Consider the following 26608-nt stretch of genomic DNA (forward strand, 5'->3'; position numbering starts at 1 on the left):
TCAAACGGACCGGCCAGCAGTGCGCTGTCGGGCGAAGGCGCGCTGTCGATTTGGAAACAGCGCTAACTGCCTGCCGATCAACGCAATGCCTCACCCTCGGTTTCCGGGATAAACACCACCAGCAGTACAGACACCAACATAAAGGCATTGATGAGCGTGGTGGTCACGTTGAACGACGCGCCATAGGCCACCAGCGCGCCGATCAGGGAGGGCGCGAGAATATTGGCCAAGCGTTGGGCAAAGATCGCCCAACCATAGCCAAGCGTGCGCAAGGGCGTCGGGTACAGTTCCGACACCCACGTCCCCCAGACCCCCCAGGCACCGAGGCTGAAAAACGCCAGTGCGAAGTTGCTCAGATAGAGCATCTCCAGAGACTGCGAGTTGGCAAAACCATAACCCGCCAGCACTGCGGCGCTGATAAACGCAATCAGGACCTTTTTGCGCCCCAGGCGATGGGTCAGCCACGAAGCGGCCATGTAGCCCGGGATCATGCACACCGCCGACAACGCGATAAAACCATAACTTTGCGGCAGGCTCAGGCCGCGCTGCTGCAGCAGGGTCGGCAGCCAGGTTTGCAGGCCCCAGTAACCCCAGGAAAACGTGAAATTGACGAATATCTGCAGGGTGCTGATCTTCAGCATCGGCGAAGTGAACAGGTCCCGCTGCCGGCCCTGGGTTGTCTGGTCGACCCGTAGCTGACAGTCCTCGGGTACTTGCACCGCGCCACGGCTAAGACGTTCGATCACCTTTCGCGCCTGGGCTTGACGGCCAACCCTGGCCAGCCAGTACGGCGACTCCGGCACCCAGTAGGCGATCACCAGCGCCCATACGCTGCCCAATGAGCTCAACACGATGATTGCGCGCCATCCCCAAGGCATCAGCCAGACGGTTGCCCCAAGTGCCAGCAGCATACCGATCGGCCAGCCCGAGGCCAGGTAGACGGTCAGCGAGCCGCGATGGCGCACGGGCAACAGCTCCTGATAGTGGGCAAAAATGACCACCATCATGCCCACCACGGCGACGCCGGATAGCAAGCGCAATGCGTACAGGCTGATGTAGTCGGGCGCAAAAGCACTGGCCAACGAAATCATTCCGTAGAGCACCAGGCTCCAAAGGATCGCTTTTTTGCGGCCAATCCGTTCAGCGACATTGCCCCAGGGCAGCGCACCCAGCAGCATGCCGATAAACATGGCGCCGATCAGGTTACCCACGGCGATTGCATCCAGGGCAAAGTCCTGGGCGATCAACGGCGCGGTGTAGACGATGATCATCATCTCCCAGGCCTCTATCGCCAGCAGAAAGAACAGCGCCAGGCAACACTTCAGGTGTTCGCGGGTCAGGGGCACATCTCTGAAGACATCGCCCACCTGGCGGTTAGACGTATAGCTATCGGTCAAAGGCGTCGAAGCAGTGGTGTTCATGGTGGATTATCCCAGTGAGAGAGGGTTACGCCTTGACTCGATTGCCAATCGGCACAGGCCCTTGAAACAGCCCGAACTTCTTGATTTCGGCTTCCGGCGGCGGCTCGCAGCTACCCACCCGGCTGGGTGACCAGCCAAACCGGCGCTTCATGCCGGCCATGGCTTCTGCCATCTTGAACGCCGCCACCACTGGGTCGATCACCGGAACACCGACTTCGCGCTGCACCTGTTCGAAGAAGCCGAATTCGATGGTGCAACCGAGCACGATCGCTTCGGCGCCATCTTCCTCGACGGCGAGCATGGCCTGCTCAATGATCCCGCGACGGGTGACGGCCGGGTCTTTCTGGAATTCGTCGACGCCCATACCCAGCGGCCTCATCGACGCCAGCCGATCCGCCGCGCCATAGCGGCGCACCCTGTCGTGCATCTGTTCCATCCATTTGGTGCGGCCAACGATGATCGAAAATCGATTGGCCAGGTGCTCGACCACTTGCAGGCTGGCCTGGCAAGGCGCGACCACAATCGTGTCGCCGGAGATTTCCCGCGCATCTTCCAGGGCCGGGTCGTAGAAGCAACCGATCACCAGCGCATCGATGTGCTGTTGGCCACAGTCGCGCGCAATGCGCAGGGTGCGCTCGCAGGTGAGTGCTTCATACGCGCGATACTCCAAGTGTGTCGGGCTGTGTGGCATGTCCAACGACACCACCTCGATGTGGGTCGACGGTTGCTTGATGCCACGCAGCAAGTCGGCAATCGGCGCGTCGAAGGTCGGGCAGCCGATGGGGTTGAGCCAACGCACGGTGACGGGAACATCCTGTGGCTGGGCGGCAAAGGTAGGAGTGTCCATGCTGTATTCCTTGTAAAAATAAACTTAGAAAAACTTCACCAGCGCCATGGTCAGCTCATTGGAGCGAGGCAGGTTGGCGCTGCGGTAGTAGTCGAAGTTCAGATTGGCGGACAGGTAGAACCCTTGTTGGGCAAACCCGGTGTACGTCATGGACGGGCCGATTTTTCCAACCCGCGTTTCATCGAAGTCAGACGCGGCGGTGTTGTTGATGTGATAAACGTGATGCACGCCCAGCCATAAATCGTCGGTGACCAGGTAGCCGGCCGCGACATTGGCCAGCCACAGGCTGACGCCGCCACGCAGGCGTTGCGGATCGCCCGTGCCAAAGTCGGTGGCATTGCGGTTACGCGCGGCGTAATGAATGCCGGCAGGTGTGAAGGTGACCGCAAAGCGCCCGACGCGCAGATAGTTGGCGAGGCTGAAGCTCACGGCATAGCGGTTGGCGAAGGCGCCGTAGCCGGCAATCTCGTCATTGCCATTGGGGAATTCGACCATCAGGGTCGGGTTGGTCCAAAAGGTGGTGTAGTCGTCTGATCCGTACGCGCTGGTCGGTTCGACTACGTTGTAGTAATAGGAAAATCCAAGATTGGGAGAAGCAATCCCCCAGGGGCTGGCTTCCCGGGCGTTCTTGTTGCTGGCATAGCCCGGAATCGCGCCGACCCAGAACTGCAACTGGTCACGCGTTGTGTCGGTGAAGCCGGTTTCGGAGAAGTACGCCAGCACGGTATTGCCACCGGCGCGCACGTTGCCTTCGGCGGTACGGTTGAACACCGGAAATGATTCCAGCGCCCACTTGCCCGGCAGTCCCGGTTGGCCGAAGCCGATGAATTGTTCGGCATGGGCGGTGGCCCCGAGGGTCAGACTGAAGGCGAAGAAAAGCCCTGCGCCGAGGCGCGGCAGAGGATGTGTCAACATGATGAGTCTCTCTTGTTGTTATGTGCGATGAACGATCACGCCAGGGTGCTTTCGATCGCTTCGGCCTGGCGGCGTTGGGTATAAACCGTGGCTGCAGACAGGGGTTGACTCTGCAACGGTTACCGGGTCAAAGCGGCAGGCCATAGACCGAGCGCGCGGTGTCGACATCGACGTAGCCATTTTTCACGTCGTCCCGTACGGCCTGCGGATCGCGGTCTGCCGGCAAGCCATAACCACCGCCGGCGCCGGTGCGTACCTGCACCAGATCACCTGCGTCGAGGCTGATGCTGCTGGCCATCGCATAGCGTTCGCGGGCGCCATCCTGGCGCACCACTACGATGTAGTTGTGCGTGCCCTCCAGGCCTTGCTCCAGGCCCCAGGGCGCAATGACAGCGCGGGTATAGCCGCAGGTCAGAAAGCTGGCATCGGCGCGAATGCGGTAGTCGATACAGATCCCGCGACCGCCGCGGAACTGTCCATGCCCACCCGGCTCGTCATTCAGAGCCATGCGTTCGACGTAGAGGCCATAACGGGCTTCACACACCTCAACAGGGCAGTTGAAGGTTTCCCCATGCAGGCCCGAGTACACGGCGTTATTACCGTCACGTCCGCGCTCTGCGCCCCAGCCACCGATCTCGGGTTCCACCAGAGTGAAGGCCCGCCCGGTGTCGGGGTGCACGCCGCCAATGATGGTGGCGCACACCGAGGCGAAGTTGCCGGCGGGCAGGCGTTCTGGAAAGCGCTCGGCCAGGCAACGCAGGATCAAGTCGTGGACGCGGATCAGGTTCTCGAAATAGAACCCTTCGGCGGCGGGTGGCCGTGCATCGAACAGCGAGCCGGGACGGGTCAGTACGCGCAACGGGCGAAACGTGCCGCCGTTGGTCACGCCTTGCGGCGCAGTCAGCGCCTTGAACGCCATCTGTGCGGCGACCACCGTTCCATCGCGACTCAGGTTGGTAGGGCCCGCGCACTGGTCGGGGTTGTCCCGCAGGTCGATGATCAACTCGCGTTCTGTGATCTGAATGGCAACCTTGAACACGCTGCCGTCGTCCTGTCGTTCCTCTTTTTGCAGGTGCCCGGGCGGCAAGCTGAGTAGCGCGCTCAGCGAGGTTTTTTCGCCCAGTTCCATAAAGGCCCGCATCGCCGCCAGGAACACCTCGATGCCGTATTTCTCACTCAGTGCCTGCAAGCGTGTGGCGCCACCGCGTACGGCAGCAATGCCGGCCCACAGGTCGCCCTCCATGAAATCCGGCATCCGCGTGTTGCAGCGCAGAATCTGCAGCACCGAACGAATCGGCTGGCCTCGGCTGATCAGCTTCACTGATGCCAGGCGCAGCCCCTCCTGGAATATTTCCGTGGCCTCGGTCGACAGCGAGCCTGGCACCATGCCGCTGACGTCGTTCCAGTGGGCTATGTTTGCGGTCCAGGCCAGCAAGCGACCCTTGGCAAACACCGGCATGGCCAACACCACATCATTGAGGTGGGTGACGCCGCCGCTATGGGGATCGTTGGTGATAAACACATCGCCTTCCTCGATCTCGCCAGGCGCTGGATGTTGCAGCAGGATCTGCTTGACCGCTTTATCGAGCACCCCGACAAACGCCGGAATACCCGCGCCGGAACTGGCGATATCACCTTGGGCGTCGGTGATGCCGGTGCCCATGTCCAGCACTTCATAGATGATCGGGCTCATGGCTGCCTTGCGCATGGCGGTGAACATTTCGTCGGCGATGGCCTGCAAGGAGTTCTGAATAATATCCAGGGTGAACACATCAAGGTTGCTCATGAAGCCGCTCCTTCCTGAGTGAGGGTGATATGCAGGTTGCCAAGCCGATCGACCAACACCTGATTGCCCGGATGCACCACCACGGTAGAGCCGGCATCTTCGATAATGGCCGGGCCGCTGAAGTGCATCTGTGGCTCAAGCAGGGCGTAGTCGTAAATCGCCGTGTCATGGATCCCTTCCAGGGCAAAGTCCACCGGGCGTTGGCCTTTGTGCGCCTCGACAAGCGGGCGGCCCGTGATGGGCAGCGCTTGCAGGTTCAACTTGCCGATCTGCGCAACGGCCACCAGGTGGAAACCAATCACCTCCAGTGGCGCCTGCAGTCGGTAGGTGTAGTGCTGCTCATAGAGGCTATGGAAGCGCTGCGCGATCACAGGCCAATGTTCGGTCAGTGACTCGTCGGAGTTCAGCGCAACTTCGACGGCATGCTCCTGGTTCTGATAGCGCAACTTGCAATACACCTGCAGGTCGACCTGTTCCGGGGCGATGGCTTCGCTGATGAATTGCGCGCGAGCGTTGTGCATCAACTCGTCAAGAAAAGCCTGGGTCTGCGCCAATGCACCGTCGCGTTCAGCCTCGACAAAACGATTGATAAACAAATCGCGGCGCAGGTCTGACATGGTCATGCCCCACGCGGAGAACACCGAGGCACCGCGCGGTACGATGACTTTCCTGACGCCCAGCTCCTGGCCGAGCGCCACCGCATGCATCGCGCCGCCGCCGCCAAAAGCGACCAGGGTCAACTCGCGGGGGTCATGGCCACGGCTCAGCGAGACCAGCTTCAATGCATTGACCATATTGTCGTTGGCGATGCGCACAATGCCGCGTGCCACTTCATCTACGGGCAGTTGCAGACGCTCGCTCAACTGAACGAACGCCCGCCGCACCGCCGCCATGTCGGCAACCAGTTCGCCGCCGCAAAAGTAATCGGGGTTGATTCGACCCAAGGCCAGGTTGGCGTCGGTCGTCGTGACCCGCGTGCCGCCGTTGCCATAGGCGGCAGGGCCGGGCAGGGCACCGGCAGACTCGGGGCCGACATGCAATTTGTCGAATTCATCGACCCAGGCGATGGAGCCACCGCCGTTGCCGATTTCCACCAGATCAACCACGGGCACCATGATTGGGTAGCCGGCATTCAGGCGGTTGCGTTCGATCCAGTAGTCGGTCTTGATCGACACCTGGCCGTTGCGCACCAGCGAACACTTTGCCGTGGTGCCGCCGATGTCGAGGGCCAGCAGGTTGGGTTCGTCGAGTAGCCGCCCGAGTTCGGCGGCGGCCCAGAACCCACTGGCCGGGCCCGACTCGACCATGGTGATGGGGATATCACGGGCATGCTTGACGCTGTCGACGCCGCAGTTGGATTGCATGATGTACAGCGGTGGTTCGTAGCCGCCTTCTCGCAGGCCTGCCTCCAGGTTGTCCAGATAGCGCGCGGCGATAGGTTGCACATAGGCCGAGAGTACGGTGGTGCTGGAGCGTTCGTATTCACGCCATTCGCGGGTGATTTGGTGAGAGGCGACGACTGACACTTCTGGCCAAAGACGCTGTACCTCGCTTAGCACGGCTTGCTCATGGGCCGGATTGGCGTAGGCGTGCAACAGGCAGATGGCGATGGCTTGCACGCCATCTGCGCGGAAGGTACGCAGCATGTCAGGCAGGTGTGACAAATCCAGCGCCTCGCGCTCGCTGCCATCGGTATGCAGCCGGCCACTGACCTCCTGGCGAAGATAGCGCGGTACAAAGGGAGCCGGTTTGACCCACTTCAGGTTGAAATAGTCCGGGCGGTTGGCGCGGGCGATTTCCAGGATGTCGCGAAAGCCCTGGGTGGTAATCAAGGCAGTCTTTACCCCGCGCCGCTCGGTCAGCGCGTTGATCACCACTGTGGTGCCGTGGACCAGAAAATCGACGGTGTTCAAATCCACCGCAGCCTTCTGGATCACATTCAGCACCCCCTGTGCAAAGTTCGGTGGCGTGGTATCGACCTTGGCCGTACGAATGATTTGATCGCCGGTGGCCGCATCGCTTTCGAAATAGACCAGATCGGTAAATGTCCCACCGACATCGGTCGCTACGCGTACAGTTTTGCCGTCCTTTCCCATGGGCATCTCCTGGAATAATTGTTGTTATGGAAGGCCGCCGACAGTGAAGGCCTGCGCTGCCAGGACCGATGCTAGGTGCGCACAGGCGTGCGTCGCCACGGGCGGTGAGGGTAGGTCGCAGGGGTTTTGTCTTGCGGCCTACCCGGATGGGTAGCGGGGTGGCTCAGAGCGGCGGATCAAGCACGCCAAGACGCAAGGCCGCGCTGATCGCGGCGGTGCGGTTGTCCACTGAAAGTTTGGAAAATATATGCTTGAGATGAAATTTTACGGTGTTTTCCGAGATGTCCAGGGCCTGTGCAATGGCTTTGTTGGATTGCCCGTTGCCCAGCAATGTGAGCAGATGGGTTTCCTTGCCGCTAAGGTGCAGGCGCGGGCGTGCCGGGTGCGCCCGCCAACCGCGCAAGCGCGTGAGGATGGCGGCCTGGCCGGGGAAACGATCCGGACAGGCTTCCAGGGCGGGCAGCAGGCAGGGGCCGGCTTCAAGCAGCAGGCCCGGGATGGCGTGTTGAATGACGGGCGCCAGCGGTGGCATCAGGTCGCTGAGCGGTTCTACTGGCTGACCATTGCGATAAGCCGCCAGGGTCAGTATTTGCAGGCGCCAGGTGGGCAAGCATAAGCCTTTTTCCTGCAGAATCTCGCTTGCGCGTTTGAGGCGGCTCAATGCGGCGCTTGAACTCCCGGTAGCCAGTTGCAACCGGGCCAGCGCCAGGGTGGCGGCTTCGTGATTGCGCCAATCCGCCCTGTTGCTCGCCACGCCTTCCAGGTCGGTACGCAATGCTTCCTGGCGACCCTGCACCAGCGATCCGCCCTGCACCAGCACATCCACCCGCCAGGCGCTGACCAGGCGTATCAGTCGCTGCCAGTTGCGCGCGGTGGCCAGCTGATTGACCTTTTCCAGTTCACCCAACGCCGCATGCACGCCTTGCGCCCGCAACGCCGTGCGCCACGCGACTTCGGCGGTCACCGCAGCAATGTCCAGCCAACCGTCGGTGTGTTCGACAGCGGCCCAGCCGTCACGCAGCCACGGTGTGGTTTCAGCCCAGGCGCCCTGCAAATACAGGTGCTGTGCCTTGAGGCAGCCCGCCAGCGCCCTGACGGAGCTTTCACTGCCAAAATGGTCGTTCGTCAGCGCCAGGGCCTCGTCGACCATCCGGCTTGACGGTTGAATGTTCCCCGCCAGGGTGAGCGCCTGGGCCTCATGCACACGACAATAGTTTTCGCCGCGTGGATTGTTGATCAGGCGCATCTTGTCATGCGCTGCGCGGATTGTGTCCAGCGCGCCGGGCAGATCGCCGCGTGTCAGGGCTTTCAGGGTGTGCACGCATTCGAGCGTGGCCTGGGTCAGGACCTCGTCTGCGCGCAGCTGCTGTAGATCAAACGCCTCGGCCGAGTCGTCTGCAAAATAATCGGAGTAAGCGTTTACCAGCGTCTGGACGACATAAAAGTCCCGCGCCAGGCGTCGATTGTTATCGATGAGCCCACGCGCCAGCTGCAGCAAGTGCGCTGCCAGCACATGATCGCCGAGTTTGGCGTGCAGATAGGCCTGTAACAGTAGAAGGTCGGGATCGTCGCGCAGGGTGGGTTTGTCGAACTGCTGCAGCAGGCTTTGCGTGTAGCGGATGCCGTGGTGCAGAACGGTCTCCCATCCCCCCGCACGCACCACCAGGCTGACCGCGAGCGCGCTGTCGTCGGCGCGTAATGCATGGCTGACGGCCTGTACCCAGTCGCGTTCCCGGGCCAGCCATTGGGCGGCGCAGCGGTGAATCCGCCGGGCATCCCGGGCGTCAATCCTCAGGCTCAGGAAGTCACGCAACAAGCGATGGTAACGAAACCACTGGCGCCCGGCGTCCAACGGTACCAGCAGCGCGTCCAGGTGGCTCAATTGCGCCAGCAACTGCGCGCTGTCCCCACGCGACCGAACCGCATCGGCGAATCCTGCATTGAAGCGTTCAAGCAGCGCGGTGTCGAGCAGAAAGGATTGGCAGTCCAACGGCAAGCGTTCAACCACTTGTTCGGTCAGGTACGCGGCCATATCGCTCACCCGTCCGGAGAACTCTTTCAAGGTGCACAGCGAGCCGTTATCGCTGGCTCGCCATAGCCGGGCCAATTGCACGGCTACAGCCCAGCCTTCGGTGGTTTCATGCAGATGCTGCAGGTCGGGTTGTGAAAGGTCTGAGCCAAAAATACTGTGAGTTTCTGCCTGCGAAAGGGTCAACTCGCGCGCTGACACTTCATGCACCCAGCCCATGGTTTTCCAGCGCGCCAGCGGCCATCTGGGTCGTGTACGACTGGCCACTACCCACTGCAGCCAGGGGGCGGCCTGCTCCAGCAGGGTTTGCACCAGATGATCGAGCTGCGCGTTTGCCGCACTGTGGTAATCGTCCAGCAGCAGCGTGACCTGCCGGTTTTCTCGCGCCAGGGCATGGAGCAGGGCGGTGATAGTGCGGTGTGGCTGGGTATCCAGCGACTGGCACTCAGCCAGTGTGCGCAAATGGCCTAGATCAATACCCGCGTGGTCAAGTGCAAGGATCAAATACGCGAGAAAACGATTGGGTTCCGTATCCGCCTCATCGAGGGATAACCAGGCGACTGGCGTGGCGCAAGAAAGGCGCAGCAGCTGCTGACGCCATTGCATCAATAGCGTGGTTTTTCCATAACCGGGCGGCGCGATCACCAGCACCAGCGGGCCCTGAATCCGGGATTTTAACGAGGCCAACAGGGCCTGACGCGGCATTGAGGTCAATAACGTCAGCGGCGGCGTCAGTTTGCCGACCCAGCGCCAATCCTGGGGCAAGGTGCAAGAGGAGTCATACGTCATGACGAACAGGCTCGTGCAGAAAGTAGCTGAAGGAGTTATCAGCAATAGCCTGGTAGCGGGGATCTGATGGGTTACGGAATGTTTATTCTTTCAAGGCGTCTGTGGCATCCAGGAAAATGCTGGTGGGCATGTGCAGGCGCGATGCTCAGTCATAGAGCGGTTTGTATGCATGTCCTACGCACGGTGAAGGAATTTTCTGAATCTTTATGGAGGGGCGTTTTGTTCAATTGGTTTTCCAGGAGGCACTGGAGGTTGATCGTTGTGGTAATGCGGGAAAAGCGCTGTGAGCCATGGGCGCCATGGCGGACGATAGCGGTCTCATGAACACGATGAAGCGCTGCAGCCGCTGGCTGAGAACACCAATCCCGCGTAGGCGATGGTCAAGATAACGCTCACTGCCGACTCTCGAAATTCGCGCGTAACAGCTTCGTACTCAAATCCTCCCAGTGCTCGACGAAGGCTGCCCGAGCCGTCTCGAAATCCCGGCTGCGCAAGCACTCTATCAAGTGCTCGTGGTCGGCGACGATATCCTTGGGGTCTTCATAGCAGGGTTGTTGCAGCACCAGCAGCAATTCGATCTCGCTCTCCAGCATGGCGTAGCTTCGCTGCAATCGCGGGCTGCCGCTGGCACGGATAATTGCCCGGTGAAAGTCGCCATCGGCCATCACCACTTCTGAACGGGGTGCATCCGCCGAGGTTTGCCGCAACTTTTCCACGGCATCCAGTGCGTCGGGTGGGATCACGCCGCTCAGAATAATCATGCGCACCGCTTCGGTTTCCAGCACTCCCCGCAACCTGGCGATGTCCACGATTTCGTTCGGCCCGAACTCGGGTATGCAAAAGCCGCGATGCGGCACCTTCAGCAGCAAGCCGAATGACACAAGCAACTGGGCAGCGCTGCGGAACGTGTTGCGAGCGACTTCGTATTCCTCCGCCATTTTGATGTCCCGCAGAAACTCACCTGGCTCGAAATCACCGTTCAGGATCCTGGCTTTGAGCTTGGCAGCCAACACCTCTACCGCCGACAGGGTGGCGGTGGACGTTTCGATGTGCGTGTTAAGAAAATTCATTTTATGCAAGACCAGGGTGGAGGCTCGGCTGAAGGCGATTCTAATACGTGATGGGGATAGCGCACCAGTGATGTCATGGGTGGATCGGATAATTGTTCAACAATTACTAAATCCATAAAAATATTAATTTAATTATTTCTGTTTAAATACAATTAGTTATAGGTTTTTCAAGTCTTTATTTCAGGGCGTTCGTATTTTTACCCCTTTAAAATTAAAAAGTTGTAGCACAATATTGCTCCATCGAAGGCTGCTGCACATCGCCTTCCAAGGCCTGGAGTTCAGCGATGCAAAAGATGCGAAAGGGTGTGGATACTGACGGCCTTGCGGCATTGCAGGGCGATCTGGCGGCCCCTTTTACCCCGATTTCGTTAGAGGAGGGCGGGCGGATTCTGCAGGATCATTTCGGGATCAACGCCGCTCTGACGCGCTTTTCGACCGAAAAAGACGACACATTCCGCTGTGACACGGCTGACGGAACATCCTGCGTTCTTAAAATCTCCAACCCCCGGGAAGTGCCGGTTGAGCTCTCGCTGCAAATTGAAGTCATGCGTCACATAGGGCATGTGGCTCCTGAGCTTCCGGTTCCCAGGGTGCATCAGTCGCTGCAGGGGGAGTACCTGACGCCCATTGCGGCGGCCAATGGCGATGTCCGGCACGTGAGGCTGATGAGTTTTCTGCCGGGCATGCCCCTGGATAAAACCTGTGCGAACGCTGAAGTTCGCGAGCACATCGGCGAAATGCTTGCACGCCTCAGGTTGGCCACTGCCGGCTTTGCCCACCCGGGCGAGTCGCGAACAGTGTGCTGGGATGTTCAGCATCTGGGCACGCTTGAGCCCTTGATGCGCTACGTGCCCGAGCTCGCGCTTCGGCAGTTGCTGGGAAACGCACTCAATCGGTTCCTGGACATCGAGGGCCTGATTGGCGGTTGTCGCAAGCAGGTGCTGCATAACGACTTCAATGCCTCAAACATCGTCATTGACCCGCACAACCCGAAGTCTGTCAGCGGCATTATCGATTTCGGTGACACCGTCAAAACGGCCATTGCCATTGATGTTTCCACCGCAATGATGAACCAGCTGGGCGTGGTGGGCGCAGGCAACGACGTGGATATCTTCGCCCCGGCAAACGATGTGCTGAGAGGGTATCTGCGTGTCGCCGATCTGACCGCCGAAGAACTCTCCCTTATCCCCCATCTGGTCATGGCGCGCCTGGTCACCAGGGCGTTACTGACGACCTGGAGATCGCAGCTTTTTCCGCACAACAGCGCCTACATCCTCAGGAATGCTGCGCCAGGCCTGGCTCAGCTTGACTGGATACTTCGCCATTCACCGTCACACCTGTCAGAGCTTCTGCTGTCCTTCGCCGATTGATTCGTCCTTGCGAGTGAGGATTCAAATGAGTAATTCAAAAATCGAGGCTGTCCGTGGTGATATGCCCAATGGCTTCAACCCGGCCCATACCGAGCACCTGGACGCTGCGGCGCGTGAGCATATACAGCGGCGCTCCAACCTGCTGGGGCCGGGCTATCGGTTGTTCTATAACGAGCCGGTAGGCGTTGTCCGCGCCAAGGGCGCCTACCTTTACGACAAGGACGGTAACGATTACCTGGACGCCTACAATAATGTGGTGTCGGTAGGGCATTGCCATCCGCGCGTTGTCGCCGCAATCACCCAGCAAATGACGACCTTGTGCAGCCACACCCGGTACATGCAGGAAGGGATTCTTGATTATGCCGAGCAGCTGCGCGCTACCGCAGACGGCGAGATGGCGGCCGACGGTCAGATGATGTTTACCTGCAGCGGTTCGGAAGCCAACGATCTGGCCATCCGCATTGCACGCCATCACACTGGGCATACGGGCGTCATCGTCACCTCCGAGGCGTACCACGGCAATTCGGCAACGGTGGCCGCCTTTTCGCCGTCGCTGGGGGCCAATGCCAAACTCGACCCCTATGTGCGACGCGTGCCCGCACCGGATTCCTACCGTATCCCGCGTGAAGCATTGGGTCGTTATATGGCCGACCAGGTCAGTGCACAGATTCAGGATATTCAGCGCCATGGCGGTGGCGTCGCTGCCTTCATTGCCGACTGCCTGTTTTCGTCCGATGGCCTGTTCTGTGACCCGGTGGACGTGTTCGGGCCGATTGCCGACGTGGTGCGCAAGGCCGGCGGCCTGTTTATCGCCGATGAGGTTCAGTCGGGATTTGGTCGCAGCGGCACGCATTTTTGGGGCCATCAGCGCCACGGCGTTGCACCGGACATCATCACCATGGGCAAACCCATGGGTAACGGCTACCCCGTTGCCGGGTTGATGGTGCGCCCGCAGGTGGTCGAAAGCTTTGGCCGTGACATGCGTTATTTCAACACCTTTGGCGGTAACAGCGTGGCCATTGCTGCCGCCCAGGCCACCCTCGACGTCATCCAGCAAGAGCAGCTCATGCTCAACGCCAACCGCATCGGCGGACTGATCCTGGCAGGTCTCAGAGACCTGGCCGCGCGCTATGAGCAGATTGGCGATGTACGCGGCACGGGCATGTACTTCGCCGTTGAGTTGGTCACAGACCGGAGCAGCAAAACCCCCGATATGAAAACCGCACTGCGGCTGGTCAACCATTTACGTGAAAAGCGTGTGCTCATCTCCGCCACGGGACCCGACGCCAGCATCCTCAAAATTCGCCCACCCCTGATCTGGACTGACAGGGAGGTGGGACGGCTGCTTGACGCTCTGGAGAGCGCGTTCGCTGCGTTGTAAAAAGCGCACGCCGGCTGCCTCGGCAAAGTCTGCCGGAGCAGGCCTCTCAAACAGTGTTTTGTACCAGTTAAACGTTACTTTCAATCGGTTTGCAGGGCGTCGTGGTGTTCCAATAAATCCATCACAAACCGCCGTGTGCACCGAGTAAAGGCTTGACCCGTTGCGACCTCATTACTCATTCAGGACTGCATTCATGAGCTTTCTTCGCCCCAAGTACATTACTTTCGACTGCTACGGCACGTTGACCAATTTCAAAACCGCCGCCTTGACCCGCGAGTTTTTCGCCGATCGCGTCCCCACCGAGCGGATGGATCAGTTCATCAAAGACTTCGCTGCCCATCGGCTGGACCAGGTGATGGGCGACTGGCGTCCCTATGACGAGATTCTCAAGACGGCCCTGGCGCATACGTGCAAGCGCTGGGGCATTGAATATCGCGACGAAGGCCAGCTGTACTACGACGCCGTGCCGACCTGGGGCCCACACGCTGACGTACCCGCAGGGCTGGCCAAGATTGCCGACAAGATCCCCCTGGTGATTTTTTCCAACGCCATGGACGAGCAGATCATGCACAACGTCGACAAACTCGGCGCCCCCTTCCATAAAGTCTTTACCGCCCAACAGGCGCAGGCCTATAAGCCTCGCCTGGCTGCATTCGAATTCATGCTCGATAACCTGGGCTGTGGGCCGGAGGACGTGTTGCATGTGTCCTCAAGTTTTCGCTACGACCTGATGTCTGCCCATGACATGAAGATCAAGCACAAGGCATTCGTTGCCCGTGGCCATGAACAGCCGGCGAACGCTGCCTTTGGCTACCACCAGATCCCGGATATTGGCGGGCTGCCTGGCCTGGTCGGACTCTAGCCCATGAAAACCCTGCATGCCGCATCAGCGGACCCTCAATTGATGCCCTTGCGCGCAGATCATCTGTCGCAGGCGGTCGATCTGTCACGCGCCTTGGCGTGGCCGTACCGTGAGGCTGACTGGCGCTTTGCCTTTGAGCTCGGCACCGGTCTCGCCGTGGAGGCCGAGGGCCGACTGGTGGGCACTGCACTGTGGTGGCCGCAAGGCGAAAGCCACGCCACGGTAGGCATGATCATTGTGTCGTCAGCCATGCAGGGCAAGGGCATCGGGCGCGCGCTGATGGACGGTCTGCTGCAGCGCACCGGTGAGCGAACGCTGATACTCAACTCCACTCAAGAGGGCCTGGCGCTGTATACCCGGCTGGGGTTCATCGCCCATGGGCAGATTTATCAGCATCAGGCGTTGCTGGAGCAGGCGTCTCAGTTTGCCGCCCATGATGGGGCGCATGTCAGGGTCATGCAGGTCGAGGATGAGCCGTCGGTGCGACAGCTGGACCGGGCTGCCACCGGCAGGGATCGCAGCGCATTGTTAAGTCACTTGTTCGACATCGGTATCCTCCTCGTCGTTGATTACGGTGATGGCGTGGCGGCTTATGCCTGCGCGCGCGAATGGGGCCGTGGTGTGGTGATCGGTCCGGTGATCGCCAGTGGGCCAGCGGCAGTGCCGGATGCCAAAGCGCTAATCGCCGCACTCGCGCAGGCTCATCGAGATCGTTTCATTCGCATCGACGTGACCGAAGACAGCGGCTTGTCACCCTGGTTGAGCGAGAACGGCTTGCCCTGCGTGGGTCATGCGAAACCCATGGTGCGCACCACGCACACTTTCCCGAACACGGCTGAAACGGATGCGCATTTGTTTGCCCTGTCCAACCAGTCGATTGGCTGACCCCGGTAACTGCTGCAAAGCCTGCATGGCGCGAATGGCTCACTTACCCTCAGAGGATGGATGTTGCGTATGAAGATGATGCCCTATTGGCTGGATACCGCTCCCAGGTTTGCCGCGGGTGAACGTGACGCGCCCAGTGGTGAGGTTGACGTGGCAATCGTTGGTGCCGGGTTTACCGGCCTGTCTGCAGCTATCGCGCTGGCCAAAAAGGGCGCAAAAGTCGCGGTGTTCGAGGCCGGCCTGGTCGGCAACGCAGCCTCCGGACGCAATGGCGGCATGTGTAACAACGGCTTTGCGCAGGACTACCACGCGTTATCGACCGCTATTGGCCGCGAGCGCGCGAACCTGCTGTACCGCGCCTTTGACGCCGGCGTCAGTAAAGTGGAGTCACTGATCACAGAGGAGAACATTGACTGCAGCTTCAAGCGCGTCGGCAAGCTAAAACTGGCGGCAAAGCCTGAGCACTTCGACAAGCTGGCCCGATCCCAGGCGCTCATGGAACAGGAGTGCGACCCCGATACCTCCATGCTGACGCGCGAGCAGTTGAGCGGCGAAGTCGGTACCGACCGTTATTTTGGCGGCCTGCTCTTCGGTAAAAGTGCCGGCATGCATGTGGGTCGCTATGGTCAGGGGCTCGCCGAGGCTGCCGCCCGGCGTGGCGTGCGCATCTACGAGCAGGCGCCGGTGCTTGGCCTGTCGCGTCAGACAGGCACCGTGCATCAGGTGAAGACGCCACGCGGCGAGGTGCGTGCCAAGCAGGTGCTGCTGGCGACCGGCACGTCGGCGGTGGGGCCGCTTTCCTGGTTTCGGCGACGCATCGTACCGGTGGGGGCCTTCATCATTGTCACCGAGCCCTTGTCCGCCGAGTTGCTCCACCGTCTGGTGCCGAGCCGGCGCATGTACACCGATACGAAAAACTTCGTTAACTACTTTCGGATCACGCCCGACAATCGTTTGTTGTTCGGTGGCCGTGCGCGCTTTGCCACGTCCAACCCTGCCTCCGATGCGAAAAGCGGCGTCATCCTGCAAAAAGCGCTGATCGATATCTTCCCTGAGCTGAGCGGTACGCGCATTGACTACTGCTGGGGAGGCATGGTGGACATGACCCGCGACCGGCTGCCCCGCGCCGGTGAGCACGACGGGTTGTTCTATTCCATGGGTTACAGCGGCCACGGCACGCATATGGCGACCTACATGGGCGCGATCATGGCCGAGGTGCTCGATGGCCGCGCCGACCTCAATCCATGGCGGGACTTCAACTGGCCTGCCATTCCCGGTCACTTCGGCAACCCATGGTTTCTGCCGTTGGTGGGGGCCTATTACCGGTTTCAGGATCTGGTGCGCTGAGCCGCGACCTGAATTGTTGCACGCTGCACGCTAGTTACATTGATGTTGGCATCACCGTCGTTCGCGTTTGAAAGGACGTTCCGCTCCGTCGGGACACGCCGTTTTTCTCATTTTTCGACAGGTACAACTGAAATGACCGACACCGAAATCGACTCCCAACTGATCAGTGGCCAGGAAAGTCTGCGCGTCTTCGAAAGTCTGAATCGTGATGTCTCTCGACGCAGAACGCTGCAGATGCTGGGACTCGCCGGTGTCGCCGCCGCCGGGGCCGGTAGCCTTTTCGGCGCCGCCGGCAAGCTGTTCGCCGATGAGGCAGCAGCCCCGGTCAAAGGCAAGCCCGGTGGACGGATCCGCGTCGCCGGCATGAACAGCTCCACCGCCGACACCCTCGACCCGGCCAAGGGCTCCGGCTCTACCGACTACACGCGCCATTACATGTTCTATAACGGGCTGACGCGTTTCGACAGCCACATGGTGCCGCAGCTGGAGTTGGCCGAGCGCTTTGAGACAACCGATGCCACGCTCTGGGTGATCACCCTGAGAAAAGAGGTGACCTTCCACAACGGCAAGCCTCTTACCGCGGCCGACGTGGTGTTTTCGTTGTTGCGGCACAAAGACCCTATCTCGGGCTCCAAAGTTTTGTCGCTGGCAGAGCAGTTCAGCGAGATCAAGGCGGTCGGTCAGAACGAAGTGCAGATCCGCCTCAGTGGCCCGAACGCCGAGCTGATGTCGATTCTTGCGGTGTCGCACTTCCTGATCGTGCCTGAAGGCACCACCGACTTTAACCTAGGGATCGGCACGGGGCCGTTCAAGGTCAAGGAGTTCAAGCCCGGCGTGCGCTCGATTGCCGTGCGCAATACCCAATACTGGAAACCGGGTTTGCCCTACCTGGATGAAATCGAATTCATCGGCATTGCCGACGAGCCTTCAAGGATCAACGCGTTGCTTTCGGGCGATGTGCATATCACCAACGAAGTCGACCCGCGCTCCACCGTACGCATCAAGGCCAGCAACACGCATAAAGTCATTTCATCACCGTCGGGCAACTACACCGACCTGATCATCCGGCAGGATCAACTGCCAGGTCAGAATCCGGACTTCACCCTGGCGATGAAATACCTGCTGGACCGAGAGCAGGTCGTATCCGCCGTGTTCAGGGGCTTCGCCGTGGTCGGCAACGATCATCCGATTGCGCCCAGCGCGCGTTACTTCAATACCGCGCTGCCGCAACGCGCCTACGACCCGGAAAAAGCCAAATTCCTGCTGAAGAAAGCCGGCATGGAGAGCATCACCATGCCGCTGTTCGCATCGCCCGCAGCCACCGGCTCGGTGGAGATGGCGGTGCTGCTGCAACAATCGGCGAAACAGGCCGGGCTCAAGCTCGACGTCAACCGCATGCCAAGTGATGGTTACTGGAGCAACCACTGGGCCAAGCACCCGCTGACGTTCGGCAACATCAACCCACGGCCGAACGCCGACGTGATGTTTTCGCAGTTCTTCAAGTCGAACGCCCCATGGAACGAGTCCGCCTGGAAGAACGAGCAATTCGACCAGTTACTGCTGCTGGCCCGTGCCGAAACCGACGACGCCAAGCGCGGCAACATGTACGCGGACATGCAGACACTGGTGCACGATCATTGCGGCATTGGCGTACCGGTGTTCATCAGCAACATTGACGGTGTCGACCAGCGCGTCAAAGGCTATGGCGCCAATCCGCTGGGCGGCTTCATGGGCTATATGTTCGCCGAGCAAGTCTGGCTGGATGCCTGATCGCGGCAGCGATATCGGTATAACCGCTGTGCGTGAGCGCCTGTGGCGATTGAGATGGCTGCGGGCGTGACCCTGAACGTCGACTCGGCGTCGTCCAGGAAGCGGTAATCCGATAGTGCATCTGGGCTGATCGAGCATGAAAAGATGCGCCGACCAGATACCCACTATGGAGCGCAGAGATGAGTTGTGAAGAGTCGAACAATCGGGAAAATGCACGCGGCATTGATGTCTCGCGCTGGCAGGGCAACGTCGACTGGTTGCGTGTGGCGGGCGCCGGTATCACCCATGCGATAGCGAAAATGACCGAGGGCGGCGACTACACCGATCCCAAATTTGTCGAGAACTTCCAGGGGATGAAGGCGAACGGCTTGAAGGCCGGGGTTTACCACTATTTCCGTGCGTTGAGCAGCACGCCCTGTGAGCAACTGGCCAATATCAAGGCGCGCCTTGCCGAGGTGGACTTCAAGCTCGGGCAGGACATTTTGGCCATTGATGTCGAGACCAATCGCAACGAAGGCGCCACTGCGGATCAGATGGCGGATGCCCTGTACCAGTTGGTTACGCTTGTTCGGGTTTCGCTGCTGGAGGGGGCTTATCCGCATATTTATGCCTCGCCCAACATCTGGAACAGCCACGTGGCCTGGCACAGATACGACTTTAGCGAATGCCCGCTGTGGATCGCCAACTGGAACGTCGCCGAACCTACAGTTCCGTCAACATGGAGCAAGCAGGGCAAGAGCTGGCAATGGTGGCAGCACAGCAGCAAGGGGCAGGTTGACGGGATCCATGGGGCAGTGGATCTGAATTGGGTCAGGCTTTGATCGCAAGCAGCACAACGGCGCTTATGTGGGCCGTTGTCTGCTGCGGGAAGATTAGCGCCTGTTGCCCTCCTTGCCAGCGCTCTATCGACCGCTAAGCAGCAGGCCTGACCCGAAAGGCCAGAAACACCGGGCCTGCGGGGAAGGTGCTGATTTCCAGTTCGTCCAGCGGATTGAGCGTGTTCATACGGCTGCCGGCATTGCTGTACAGCGTATGATCGCCCGCGGCGGCGAGGTTGATCTTGCCGGCGGCGGCCTGGATCAGCGTCACCTTGAACCCTTCGGTCACTTCCTCACCTATCGTCAGGGTGACGTCGGTGTTGCTGATGACCAGAATCGATTTGCCTGAATCGGCCATGGTCAGGGAGCGGCTGCCGGTGATCGAGGTATTGGTGTGCACGTGGCCACCGGCGTGGTAGGTCACCATCCTGGGGTCGGCGAACACGCGGGCGAAGGCGCCCACGTAATTGACGCTGGCGCGCATGTCATCAAATTGTTCGACCACATAGGTGCCGATGCTGCCGGCGGTGTCGGCATCGGAGTCAAACACCCATTTGCGACCGACCATCAGCCCGATCTGGGTGTTGGTGCGTACGCCCGTGCGCAGTTCTTCGAGATACAGCGTACCGATCTGGCCGCCGCCGTTGCCCTGCACATAGGTAAGCCGCGCAATGGAGTGGCTGTTGCCCGTCGGGCTGCCCTGGGAGGTGTCGACCCGATAGTCGACACAGTCCGCCGAGAGGATGGTGGTGGTGGTGTTGGCGTTGGGGGCCCAGGTGAACTCCAGCACCCTGCCGGCCTTGGCCTGTTCCAGTGAGACGGTGGTCTGCGATGTGGTACTGGAGCCTGACTGCTTCAGATCGTCGGTCATGATACTTATCCTTAAGTGAGGTGTTTTTTGCTGTTCATTCATACAGTAGTCGTAGTGTGGTCATCGCGCGAGATGAGGCGACGAACTGCACGGATGAGCCGCAGTTGCCCGCAACACTGGCACGCTGACGGAACTTCAACGGTGCAACCGTCCTCCACAGGGAATACTTCACAACCCGCCGCCAGAGCCGCCCATGACCCAATCCCCCAGTCGCTCCAAACCGTCCCTGCGCCGGGCCATTACCGGTCCGATGCTGTTTCTGTTCATCCTGGGTGACGTGCTCGGCGCCGGTGTCTATGCGCTGGCCGGCACCATTGCGGGGGAGGTGGGCGGGGCGATCTGGGTGCCGCTGCTGGTGGCGCTGTTTTTTGCCATGCTCACGGCCGGCTCCTACGCGGAGCTGGTGACCAAGTACCCGCACGCGGGCGCCGCGTCGGTGTTCGCCGAGAAGGCCTTCAAGTCGCCGCTGATTTCCTTTCTGGTGGGCTTCAGCATGCTCGCCGCAGCGGTGACCAGCGCCGCCGGGCTTTCGCTGGCGTTTGCCGGCGACTACCTGGCAGCGTTCATCGATATCTCGCCGCATCTGGCTGCGTTGATTTTTCTGCTGGTGATTGCGTTGCTCAATGCGCGCGGCATCAAGGAGTCGCTGGGCGCCAACATGCTCATGACGGCGATTGAACTGTCCGGGCTATTGCTGGTGGTGGTCGCGGCCGCCTGGTGTTTCCAGTCGGGCGAAGCCAACCTGGGCCGCGCCTTCGAGTTCAAGCCCGGCATCAACCCGATGCTTGCCGTGCTTGGCGCGGCGCTGCTGGCGTTCTACTCGTTCGTTGGCTTTGAGACATCGGCCAACCTCGCCGAAGAAATCCGTGACGTGCGCAAGGTCTATCCGCGTGCGCTGTTCGGCGCGCTGGTGACGGCCGGCATCGTTTACATGGCGGTAGGTGTCGCCGCGTCCACCGTGCTGCCGATGGACAGGCTGATGGCAACCTCGGCGCCGTTGCTGGAAGTGGTGCGCGCGTCAGGCTTGAACATCCCGCCCAAACTGTTTGCGTTCATTGCCCTGGTGGCGGTGGCCAACGGCGCGCTGTTGACCATGATCATGGCCAGCCGCCTGACCTACGGCATGGCGCGCCTGGGCCTGCTGCCCGAGCCGCTGTCGCGGGTGCTGCCCAAGCGGCGTACGCCGTGGGTGGCAATCATCGCCAGCAGCCTGGTGGCTATCGCACTGACGTTGACCGGCACCCTGGCGGCGCTGGCGCAGACGGTGGTGCTGTTGCTGCTCTTTGTGTTTCTGAGCACTAATCTGGCGGTGCTGGTGCTGCGCCGTGACACCCTCGACGTCGACCACTTCCGCGTGCCCACCTGGGTGCCGGTGCTGGCGATCGTGTCGTGCCTGCTTCTCCTAAGCCAGCAGAGCCTCGACACCTGGTTGCGGGGCGGGGCGCTGCTGCTGTTGGGCATGCTGTTGTACGGCTGCAACCGGCTGGCGGCCCGGCCTAAAGCTTGAACTGGCGGGTCAACTGATTGAGGTCGGTCGCCAGCTTGGTCAGCTCGGCCGTGGCAATCGCCGTCTGGTTCGAACCTTCGGAAGCTTCGCTGGACAGGTCGCGGATACTCACTAGGTTGCGATCCACTTCCCGCGCGACCTGGGCCTGTTCCTCGGCGGCGGTGGCGATCATCATGTTGCGCTCGTTGATCTGGCTCAGCGAGTCGGTGATGTCGCCCAGCACTTTACCGGCACCGTTGGCCATTTCCAGGGTTTGACTGGCCTGAGCGCTGGTCTGGTTCATCGACGACACCGCATTGCCCGTGCCCGCCTGGATCGAGCTCACCATCTGCTCGATTTCCTGGGTGGATTTCTGCGTGCGATGGGCCAGCGCCCTGACTTCATCGGCCACCACCGCGAAGCCACGACCGGCTTCACCGGCGCGCGCAGCTTCAATGGCGGCGTTCAAGGCCAGCAAGTTGGTTTGCTCGGCAATCGCCCGGATCACGTCCAGCACCTTGCTGATGTCATTGGCCATGGTTGCCAGCGCTTGCACTTCACCGGAGGTGGACTGCACGTTGGCGACCATCAGATTAATGGCAGCGACGGTGTCGTTTACCTGATTACGCCCGGCGATGGCGGCCGAGCTGGAGTGCGCGGTCAGCTCGGAGGTGGTGGCCGCATTGCCGGCGACTTCTTCCACGGCGGCGGTCATTTCGGTCACCGCGGTGGCCGCCATTTCGATTTCATGGTTCTGCCGCTGGATCGTGCGCGAGGCGCCCTCGGTCACGGCGTGCATTTCTTCGGAAGTGGCCGCCAGTTGCGTGGAGGAGTCGCCGATCAGCGCCAGGGCATCACGCAGATTGGACTGCATGGTGGCAATGGCTTTTGACAGCTGCGCCGCTTCGTCGGAGCCCTCCACATCAATGCGCTGGCTTAAGTCATTGGCGGCGATGCGTTGGGCCATCAGCAGGGATTGATTGATCGGCGCTGTGAGGCTGCGGGTATAAAGCCAGGCCAACAGTAAGGAGGCGGTTATCGACAGGAGCAGGAACACACCGACGATCAGCAGTGTTTGCTGATAAACGTCATCGGCGTCTTGTCCGGCTTTTTTCGCCTTGTCCTGGTTAATGCTGATAAGGTTTTTCAGCGCGGTTTCGACTTTGTCTGCCGCTTCTTTCATGGGCCCGTTGGAGATGGCGACTGCACCTTCCAATTGTTGTGCGCTAACTAGAGAGAGGTAATTGTCCTGGGTTTTAAAGTAATCAGCTTGAAACTCGCGCAACCTTGCAAACGCTTCCTGACCTCGAGGCGTGACAATAAAGTTTTTCAGGGATTGTGAATATTGATCGATCAACTGCCGCGATTGCTGGATATCGCTGATGGCCTTGGTCCGGCGCTCCTGAGGCTCGATCGGATTGCGCACCCTGGCGTTGTTGCCCCGGATGGTGACAAACTCGCGATCCAGTTGGCCCAATAGTTGTACGCTGGGCAATACGTTGGTTTCGACATACTTCTCTGCTGTTTTAAGCAGCCCGGCTTGCCTGAGAGCGAGTACTCCCATCGCAATAATGATCAGGCAGAAAAAACCGAAACAAACAGCCGAACGCGGCGCGAGATTTAGTTTACGCAAAAACATGTTAATTCCTCAGGTGTGGGCGCTTGCACCCGTGGAATTAATATCGACACGGTTGTTCGAAACTTTACGTACTCACGCAATTATAGTTTCGTTAGTTTGTATTTTTAATTAGTCAATAATAATTAGATGTCCAATTGTTTCGGTATTCCCCGGCGTCATTCCTGCACCCATTGCGCGCTGTCAAACACAAAGCCCGGGCTCAGAAAACCCTGGCCGGTTTTGCCTGATGCAACGCCAATCTCCAGTGTATTGAGCCCCGCATGCAAAGCCGCTGCCGGAACACTGACGTCGAACACCGTGTTGTTGCCCCGATAAGTCCCACGGGTAATGCCACGGCTGTCAGGCTGGCTGGACGCCTGGGGCACGGGCGCTGTCCACTGCTGGTTGACGCTCACCGTGGGACGCCCGCCAGCTTGGGCCAGTGAGATGAACAGGCGCAGGCGGTAGGCGCGCAGCTCGTTGGCGGCCAGTACGAACTGGATGCGCGTGGGGCTGTTGACGTCGCGCCACTGCGCGGCGGGGAAGGCGTCGGGCCTGCTGCTGCCGACGCTGTAGGTGACGGGCGCCCATGGCGTCATGCGTGTATCGCTGGGGTGCGCAGAGGCCAGCAGATGGGCATTGAGAAACCCGGCAGGTGTGCCATCGGGTGTGCCGATCTGCCATTTCACCTGGCCGGCCAGAGCATGAGCCTGCACGCGCGCGCGCGTGGTTGCGCCCGCGTTGATATTCACCGTGCTCTGCGCCACCTCAAGCTCACCCTGATAAAGCGTCAGGCGGTACTGCCCCGGCCGAACCCCCGTCAACGTAAACCGCCCGCTGCCGTCGGCCCGCGACCAGTATTGGGCGTTGGCATTGCTCAAGCCCACCACCGCTGGCAGTCCATAGGCCACGCCGCCCACCTGGCCGACAACGGCGCCGCGTTCTGTGCTGCCCACAAAGCCGGCCAGTCCCAGACGGTTGTCGACGAACCCCAGGTCGGTCAATGCCGCGTCGGGCGCGTCACCGTCGGTGAACAGCAGCCCGTAGACACCGTGCAGGCCGCCGCGATAAGGCTCGGTCTGGGTATGGTTGGAGAACATGTAGTTGTACAGCTCGTGGGTGATCGGGGTTTTCTGCGTGGCGATGTCCTTGAAGAACGGGCCGCCCGCGCTCAGCTCGCGGTTGCCCATCAGCATGTACACCGCTACACCTGGGCCTTTGACGCCGTGCAGCGGGTCATCGATCATCGCTTGCGCCGAATAGAACTTGGAACTGGTGCGCCCATCGGCGAGCAAAAACACATCCTTGCCTTCGATGGCCGTGCCGACATTGGAATCGGTGCCACGCTCGGCCTTGGGCAGCTTGTTGACATTCAGCCGCGCCACAAAGCGCAGCTCGCCCACCGGCAGCAAGGCCGGCGCATAGGTCGCCATGTAGATCGCCGCGCGTCCTTTTTTGGCCAGGTAGTAGTGGATCAGCTCACCCGCCCGCGCGCTGATCACAATCACATCGCCCACGGTGTGCGCCTCCACCTGTGCGCTGCCGAGTCCAGAAGCAATCTGCGAGGCCTTGGGTTCGGTGGTCTGCAGTTCGTTGCCGCGATAGCGCATCGAGACCAGGTCGCCGTTGCGCGTGTCCACGCTGAAAACCAGGTTGGCGTCGGTGTCGACCACGATGCGCGCGTCACTGCGGGTGAAGCTGAAACCGGCGGCGTGAGCCTGAACCGCCAGGGTGCACAGCACGATCAGCATGAGACGTCGCATCAGCCTTTCTCCAGAGTCATATGGCCGGCGCCAGCATCGCGGGGCACATGCAGGCGTACCCTGTCGGGCGGCTGCGGCGCCACAAGGTACTGGCGGTATTGACTGAACGCTTGCAGGGCCGCCGCGTCCTGAGGGCGATAATCATCGCCACTCTGGCGCTGCTGGTTCGGCACACAGGGCCGGCCGATGGCGGCCTGGCAAGTGTTATCGGCGGCGGGGGCGAAGAGGGCGAAGGCGGTGCCGGGCTGGCGGGTGTCGTTGAACAGCGGGTGGGACACGTCATCGAAGACATTGCCTTCCACCAGCAGATGGGCGCTGGTGGTGCGCGACATGATCGCGCCCTGATACGTCAGGTGGGCGAACACATTGTTGACCAGCTGCGCACGCACCTCGGCACCGCCCATGCCGCCGGCATGAGGCGCACGCCCCGAGGTGTCGTGCACGTAGTTGCCCGCCAGCGTCAGGGTGTCGTGGTGACCGAGAAACAGCCAGACCCAGTAGTGGTGACCGTCACAAGTCGCCGAATAGGGCGTGCGGCCGTCGAATTCGTTGTTGGAAATCGTCACATGGGTGGCGCTGCCCCAGCCGCTCACGATCATCTGCCGGCCGATCCGCGCGAAGGTGTCATGGTCGATCCACACGCCATCGGCATCGTCCAGCGTCAGCGCATCGCCGCCCCAGACCACACGGGGGTTGATGTCCGAGAGGGTCAGGTTACGCACGATGACATTGTGCGCGCCGCCGCCAATCAACAAGCCCATGCCCTGGATCCCGGCATGGGCGCCCACGCCCAGCAGCGTTTTGTTCGAGCCGACCTTCAGACGCTGCAGGCCGGCCTTGTCATAGCTCACCGTGGCCGGCGGTTTGGACTGGCAAAAATGGTTGGCGCCGTCGATGGCCCACTGGCCGCCGCCTTTGGGGCAGGCGTTGGCCATGCAGCCGGCCTCGGTTACCCGGGCGCTGCCATCGGTGACCACTGAGCCGCGAAAATCGAAAGTATGGTCAAGGGCGATCACGCGCGGCGTGGTGTCGGTGCAGTTGCCTCGCGCATCGAAGCGGTCACACAGAGCGTTTTTCAACTCGGCCGGGGTGGCGGGGTGCACGGCGACAGCCTGTCCGCCGCCGCTGACTCCTTGGGCAAAACCCTGAGGCGTCGCAGCGGCGTGGCACAGCGGCACCGCCAGCAAACACAGGCAGAGCACAAACGAATTTCGACGCATCATCGGCATGTTCCTGAGTGGCCTACCGCAGGCCGGCCATCATCTAAATACCCGGGGGGATTTATCAAATGGTTTGAAACCGATTGCGATGTTCTTCAGCTGTTGTTCAGTTGCGGGCAAACTGGCGCTGTGGCGAGCGGGTTTTTTGTGCTGAACAGACTTGTCGTGGCGAGCAGGCTTGCCCAATGCCGTTCAGTTAAGCGCTGATTCCCTGTGGCGAGCAGGCTTGTCCTGCGTTGGGCTGCGCAGCAGCCCCAAAACCAG

Annotated in this window: 19 protein-coding genes; 8 read left to right on the plus strand and 11 right to left on the minus strand. The window is 60.6% G+C overall.

The window, feature by feature from the left end; genetic code table 11:
• Nucleotides 1-77: 77 nt before the first annotated feature.
• The 7 genes from TU75_RS10390 to TU75_RS10420 form a co-directional block, all read right to left on the minus strand.
• Nucleotides 78-1421 (minus strand): MFS transporter, encoded by a 1344-nt coding sequence (locus tag TU75_RS10390; protein WP_060548874.1) that lies wholly within the window; start codon nt 1419-1421, stop codon nt 78-80.
• 25 nt (nt 1422-1446) lie between these two features.
• On the minus strand, nt 1447-2268 hold the full coding sequence (locus tag TU75_RS10395) for an aspartate/glutamate racemase family protein (protein ID WP_003235733.1): 822 nt from the start codon (nt 2266-2268) through the stop codon (nt 1447-1449).
• Nucleotides 2269-2292: 24 nt separating this feature from the next.
• On the minus strand, nt 2293-3183 hold the full coding sequence (locus tag TU75_RS10400) for a hypothetical protein (protein ID WP_003235731.1): 891 nt from the start codon (nt 3181-3183) through the stop codon (nt 2293-2295).
• Nucleotides 3184-3310: 127 nt separating this feature from the next.
• Nucleotides 3311-4969, minus strand: a complete 1659-nt coding sequence (locus TU75_RS10405) for a hydantoinase B/oxoprolinase family protein (protein WP_060548875.1) — start codon at nt 4967-4969, stop codon at nt 3311-3313.
• Entirely contained in the window at nt 4966-7065 is a 2100-nt protein-coding gene (locus tag TU75_RS10410) for a hydantoinase/oxoprolinase family protein (protein WP_003235727.1), read from the minus strand. The genes TU75_RS10405 and TU75_RS10410 overlap by 4 nt, the downstream gene beginning before the upstream one ends.
• A 163-nt stretch (nt 7066-7228) precedes the next feature.
• Entirely contained in the window at nt 7229-9883 is a 2655-nt protein-coding gene (locus tag TU75_RS10415; RefSeq protein ID WP_060548876.1) for a winged helix-turn-helix domain-containing protein, read from the minus strand.
• Nucleotides 9884-10275: 392 nt separating this feature from the next.
• Nucleotides 10276-10953 carry a GntR family transcriptional regulator gene (locus TU75_RS10420; RefSeq protein WP_060548877.1) on the minus strand — a complete coding sequence of 226 codons (678 nt, stop codon included), beginning with the start codon at nt 10951-10953 and terminating at the stop codon, nt 10276-10278.
• Nucleotides 10954-11237: 284 nt separating this feature from the next.
• Here TU75_RS10420 and TU75_RS10425 point away from each other — a divergent pair, with 284 nt between their 5' ends.
• The 7 genes from TU75_RS10425 to TU75_RS10455 all read left to right on the plus strand — a co-directional run bounded on the left by TU75_RS10425 (nt 11238) and on the right by TU75_RS10455 (nt 19389).
• The gene (locus TU75_RS10425; RefSeq protein ID WP_060548878.1) at nt 11238-12323 is read left to right on the plus strand and encodes a phosphotransferase; all 1086 of its coding nucleotides are present in this window, start codon (nt 11238-11240) and stop codon (nt 12321-12323) included.
• A gap of 25 nt (nt 12324-12348) precedes the next feature.
• Entirely contained in the window at nt 12349-13704 is a 1356-nt protein-coding gene (locus TU75_RS10430; RefSeq protein ID WP_060548879.1) for an aspartate aminotransferase family protein, read from the plus strand.
• Nucleotides 13705-13897: 193 nt separating this feature from the next.
• Nucleotides 13898-14566 carry a haloacid dehalogenase type II gene (locus tag TU75_RS10435; protein ID WP_003235716.1) on the plus strand — a complete coding sequence of 223 codons (669 nt, stop codon included), beginning with the start codon at nt 13898-13900 and terminating at the stop codon, nt 14564-14566.
• A gap of 3 nt (nt 14567-14569) precedes the next feature.
• Nucleotides 14570-15451, plus strand: coding sequence for a GNAT family N-acetyltransferase (locus TU75_RS10440; protein WP_060548880.1), 882 nt, complete (start codon nt 14570-14572; stop codon nt 15449-15451).
• A gap of 69 nt (nt 15452-15520) precedes the next feature.
• Complete coding sequence (locus tag TU75_RS10445) at nt 15521-16798, plus strand: NAD(P)/FAD-dependent oxidoreductase (RefSeq protein ID WP_060548881.1); 1278 nt, start codon at nt 15521-15523, stop codon at nt 16796-16798.
• 132 nt (nt 16799-16930) lie between these two features.
• A complete protein-coding gene (locus TU75_RS10450; RefSeq protein ID WP_060548882.1) occupies nt 16931-18568 on the plus strand; it encodes an ABC transporter substrate-binding protein in 1638 nt (545 codons plus the stop codon).
• 179 nt (nt 18569-18747) lie between these two features.
• Nucleotides 18748-19389, plus strand: a complete 642-nt coding sequence (locus tag TU75_RS10455; protein WP_060548883.1) for a glycoside hydrolase family 25 protein — start codon at nt 18748-18750, stop codon at nt 19387-19389.
• A gap of 91 nt (nt 19390-19480) precedes the next feature.
• Here TU75_RS10455 and TU75_RS10460 read toward each other — a convergent pair whose 3' ends face one another.
• Entirely contained in the window at nt 19481-20257 is a 777-nt protein-coding gene (locus TU75_RS10460; RefSeq protein ID WP_003235705.1) for a hypothetical protein, read from the minus strand.
• Nucleotides 20258-20450: 193 nt separating this feature from the next.
• On the opposite strand from TU75_RS10460, the gene TU75_RS10465 reads away from it, so the two are divergent.
• Nucleotides 20451-21764 (plus strand): APC family permease, encoded by a 1314-nt coding sequence (locus tag TU75_RS10465; RefSeq protein ID WP_060548885.1) that lies wholly within the window; start codon nt 20451-20453, stop codon nt 21762-21764.
• On the opposite strand, the gene TU75_RS10470 is transcribed toward TU75_RS10465, so the two are convergent.
• The 3 genes from TU75_RS10470 to TU75_RS10480 all read right to left on the minus strand — a co-directional run bounded on the left by TU75_RS10470 (nt 21754) and on the right by TU75_RS10480 (nt 26347).
• The gene (locus tag TU75_RS10470) at nt 21754-23382 is read right to left on the minus strand and encodes a methyl-accepting chemotaxis protein (RefSeq protein WP_060548886.1); all 1629 of its coding nucleotides are present in this window, start codon (nt 23380-23382) and stop codon (nt 21754-21756) included. The genes TU75_RS10465 and TU75_RS10470 overlap by 11 nt on opposite strands.
• A gap of 155 nt (nt 23383-23537) precedes the next feature.
• Nucleotides 23538-25124 (minus strand): rhamnogalacturonan lyase B N-terminal domain-containing protein, encoded by a 1587-nt coding sequence (locus tag TU75_RS10475; protein ID WP_060548887.1) that lies wholly within the window; start codon nt 25122-25124, stop codon nt 23538-23540.
• On the minus strand, nt 25124-26347 hold the full coding sequence (locus tag TU75_RS10480; protein ID WP_060548888.1) for a pectate lyase family protein: 1224 nt from the start codon (nt 26345-26347) through the stop codon (nt 25124-25126). Before TU75_RS10480 ends, TU75_RS10475 begins: the two co-directional genes overlap by 1 nt.
• Nucleotides 26348-26608: the final 261 nt, after the last annotated feature.

Source organism: Pseudomonas poae (assembly GCF_001439785.1).
Taxonomy (GTDB): Bacteria; Pseudomonadota; Gammaproteobacteria; order Pseudomonadales; family Pseudomonadaceae; genus Aquipseudomonas; species Aquipseudomonas poae.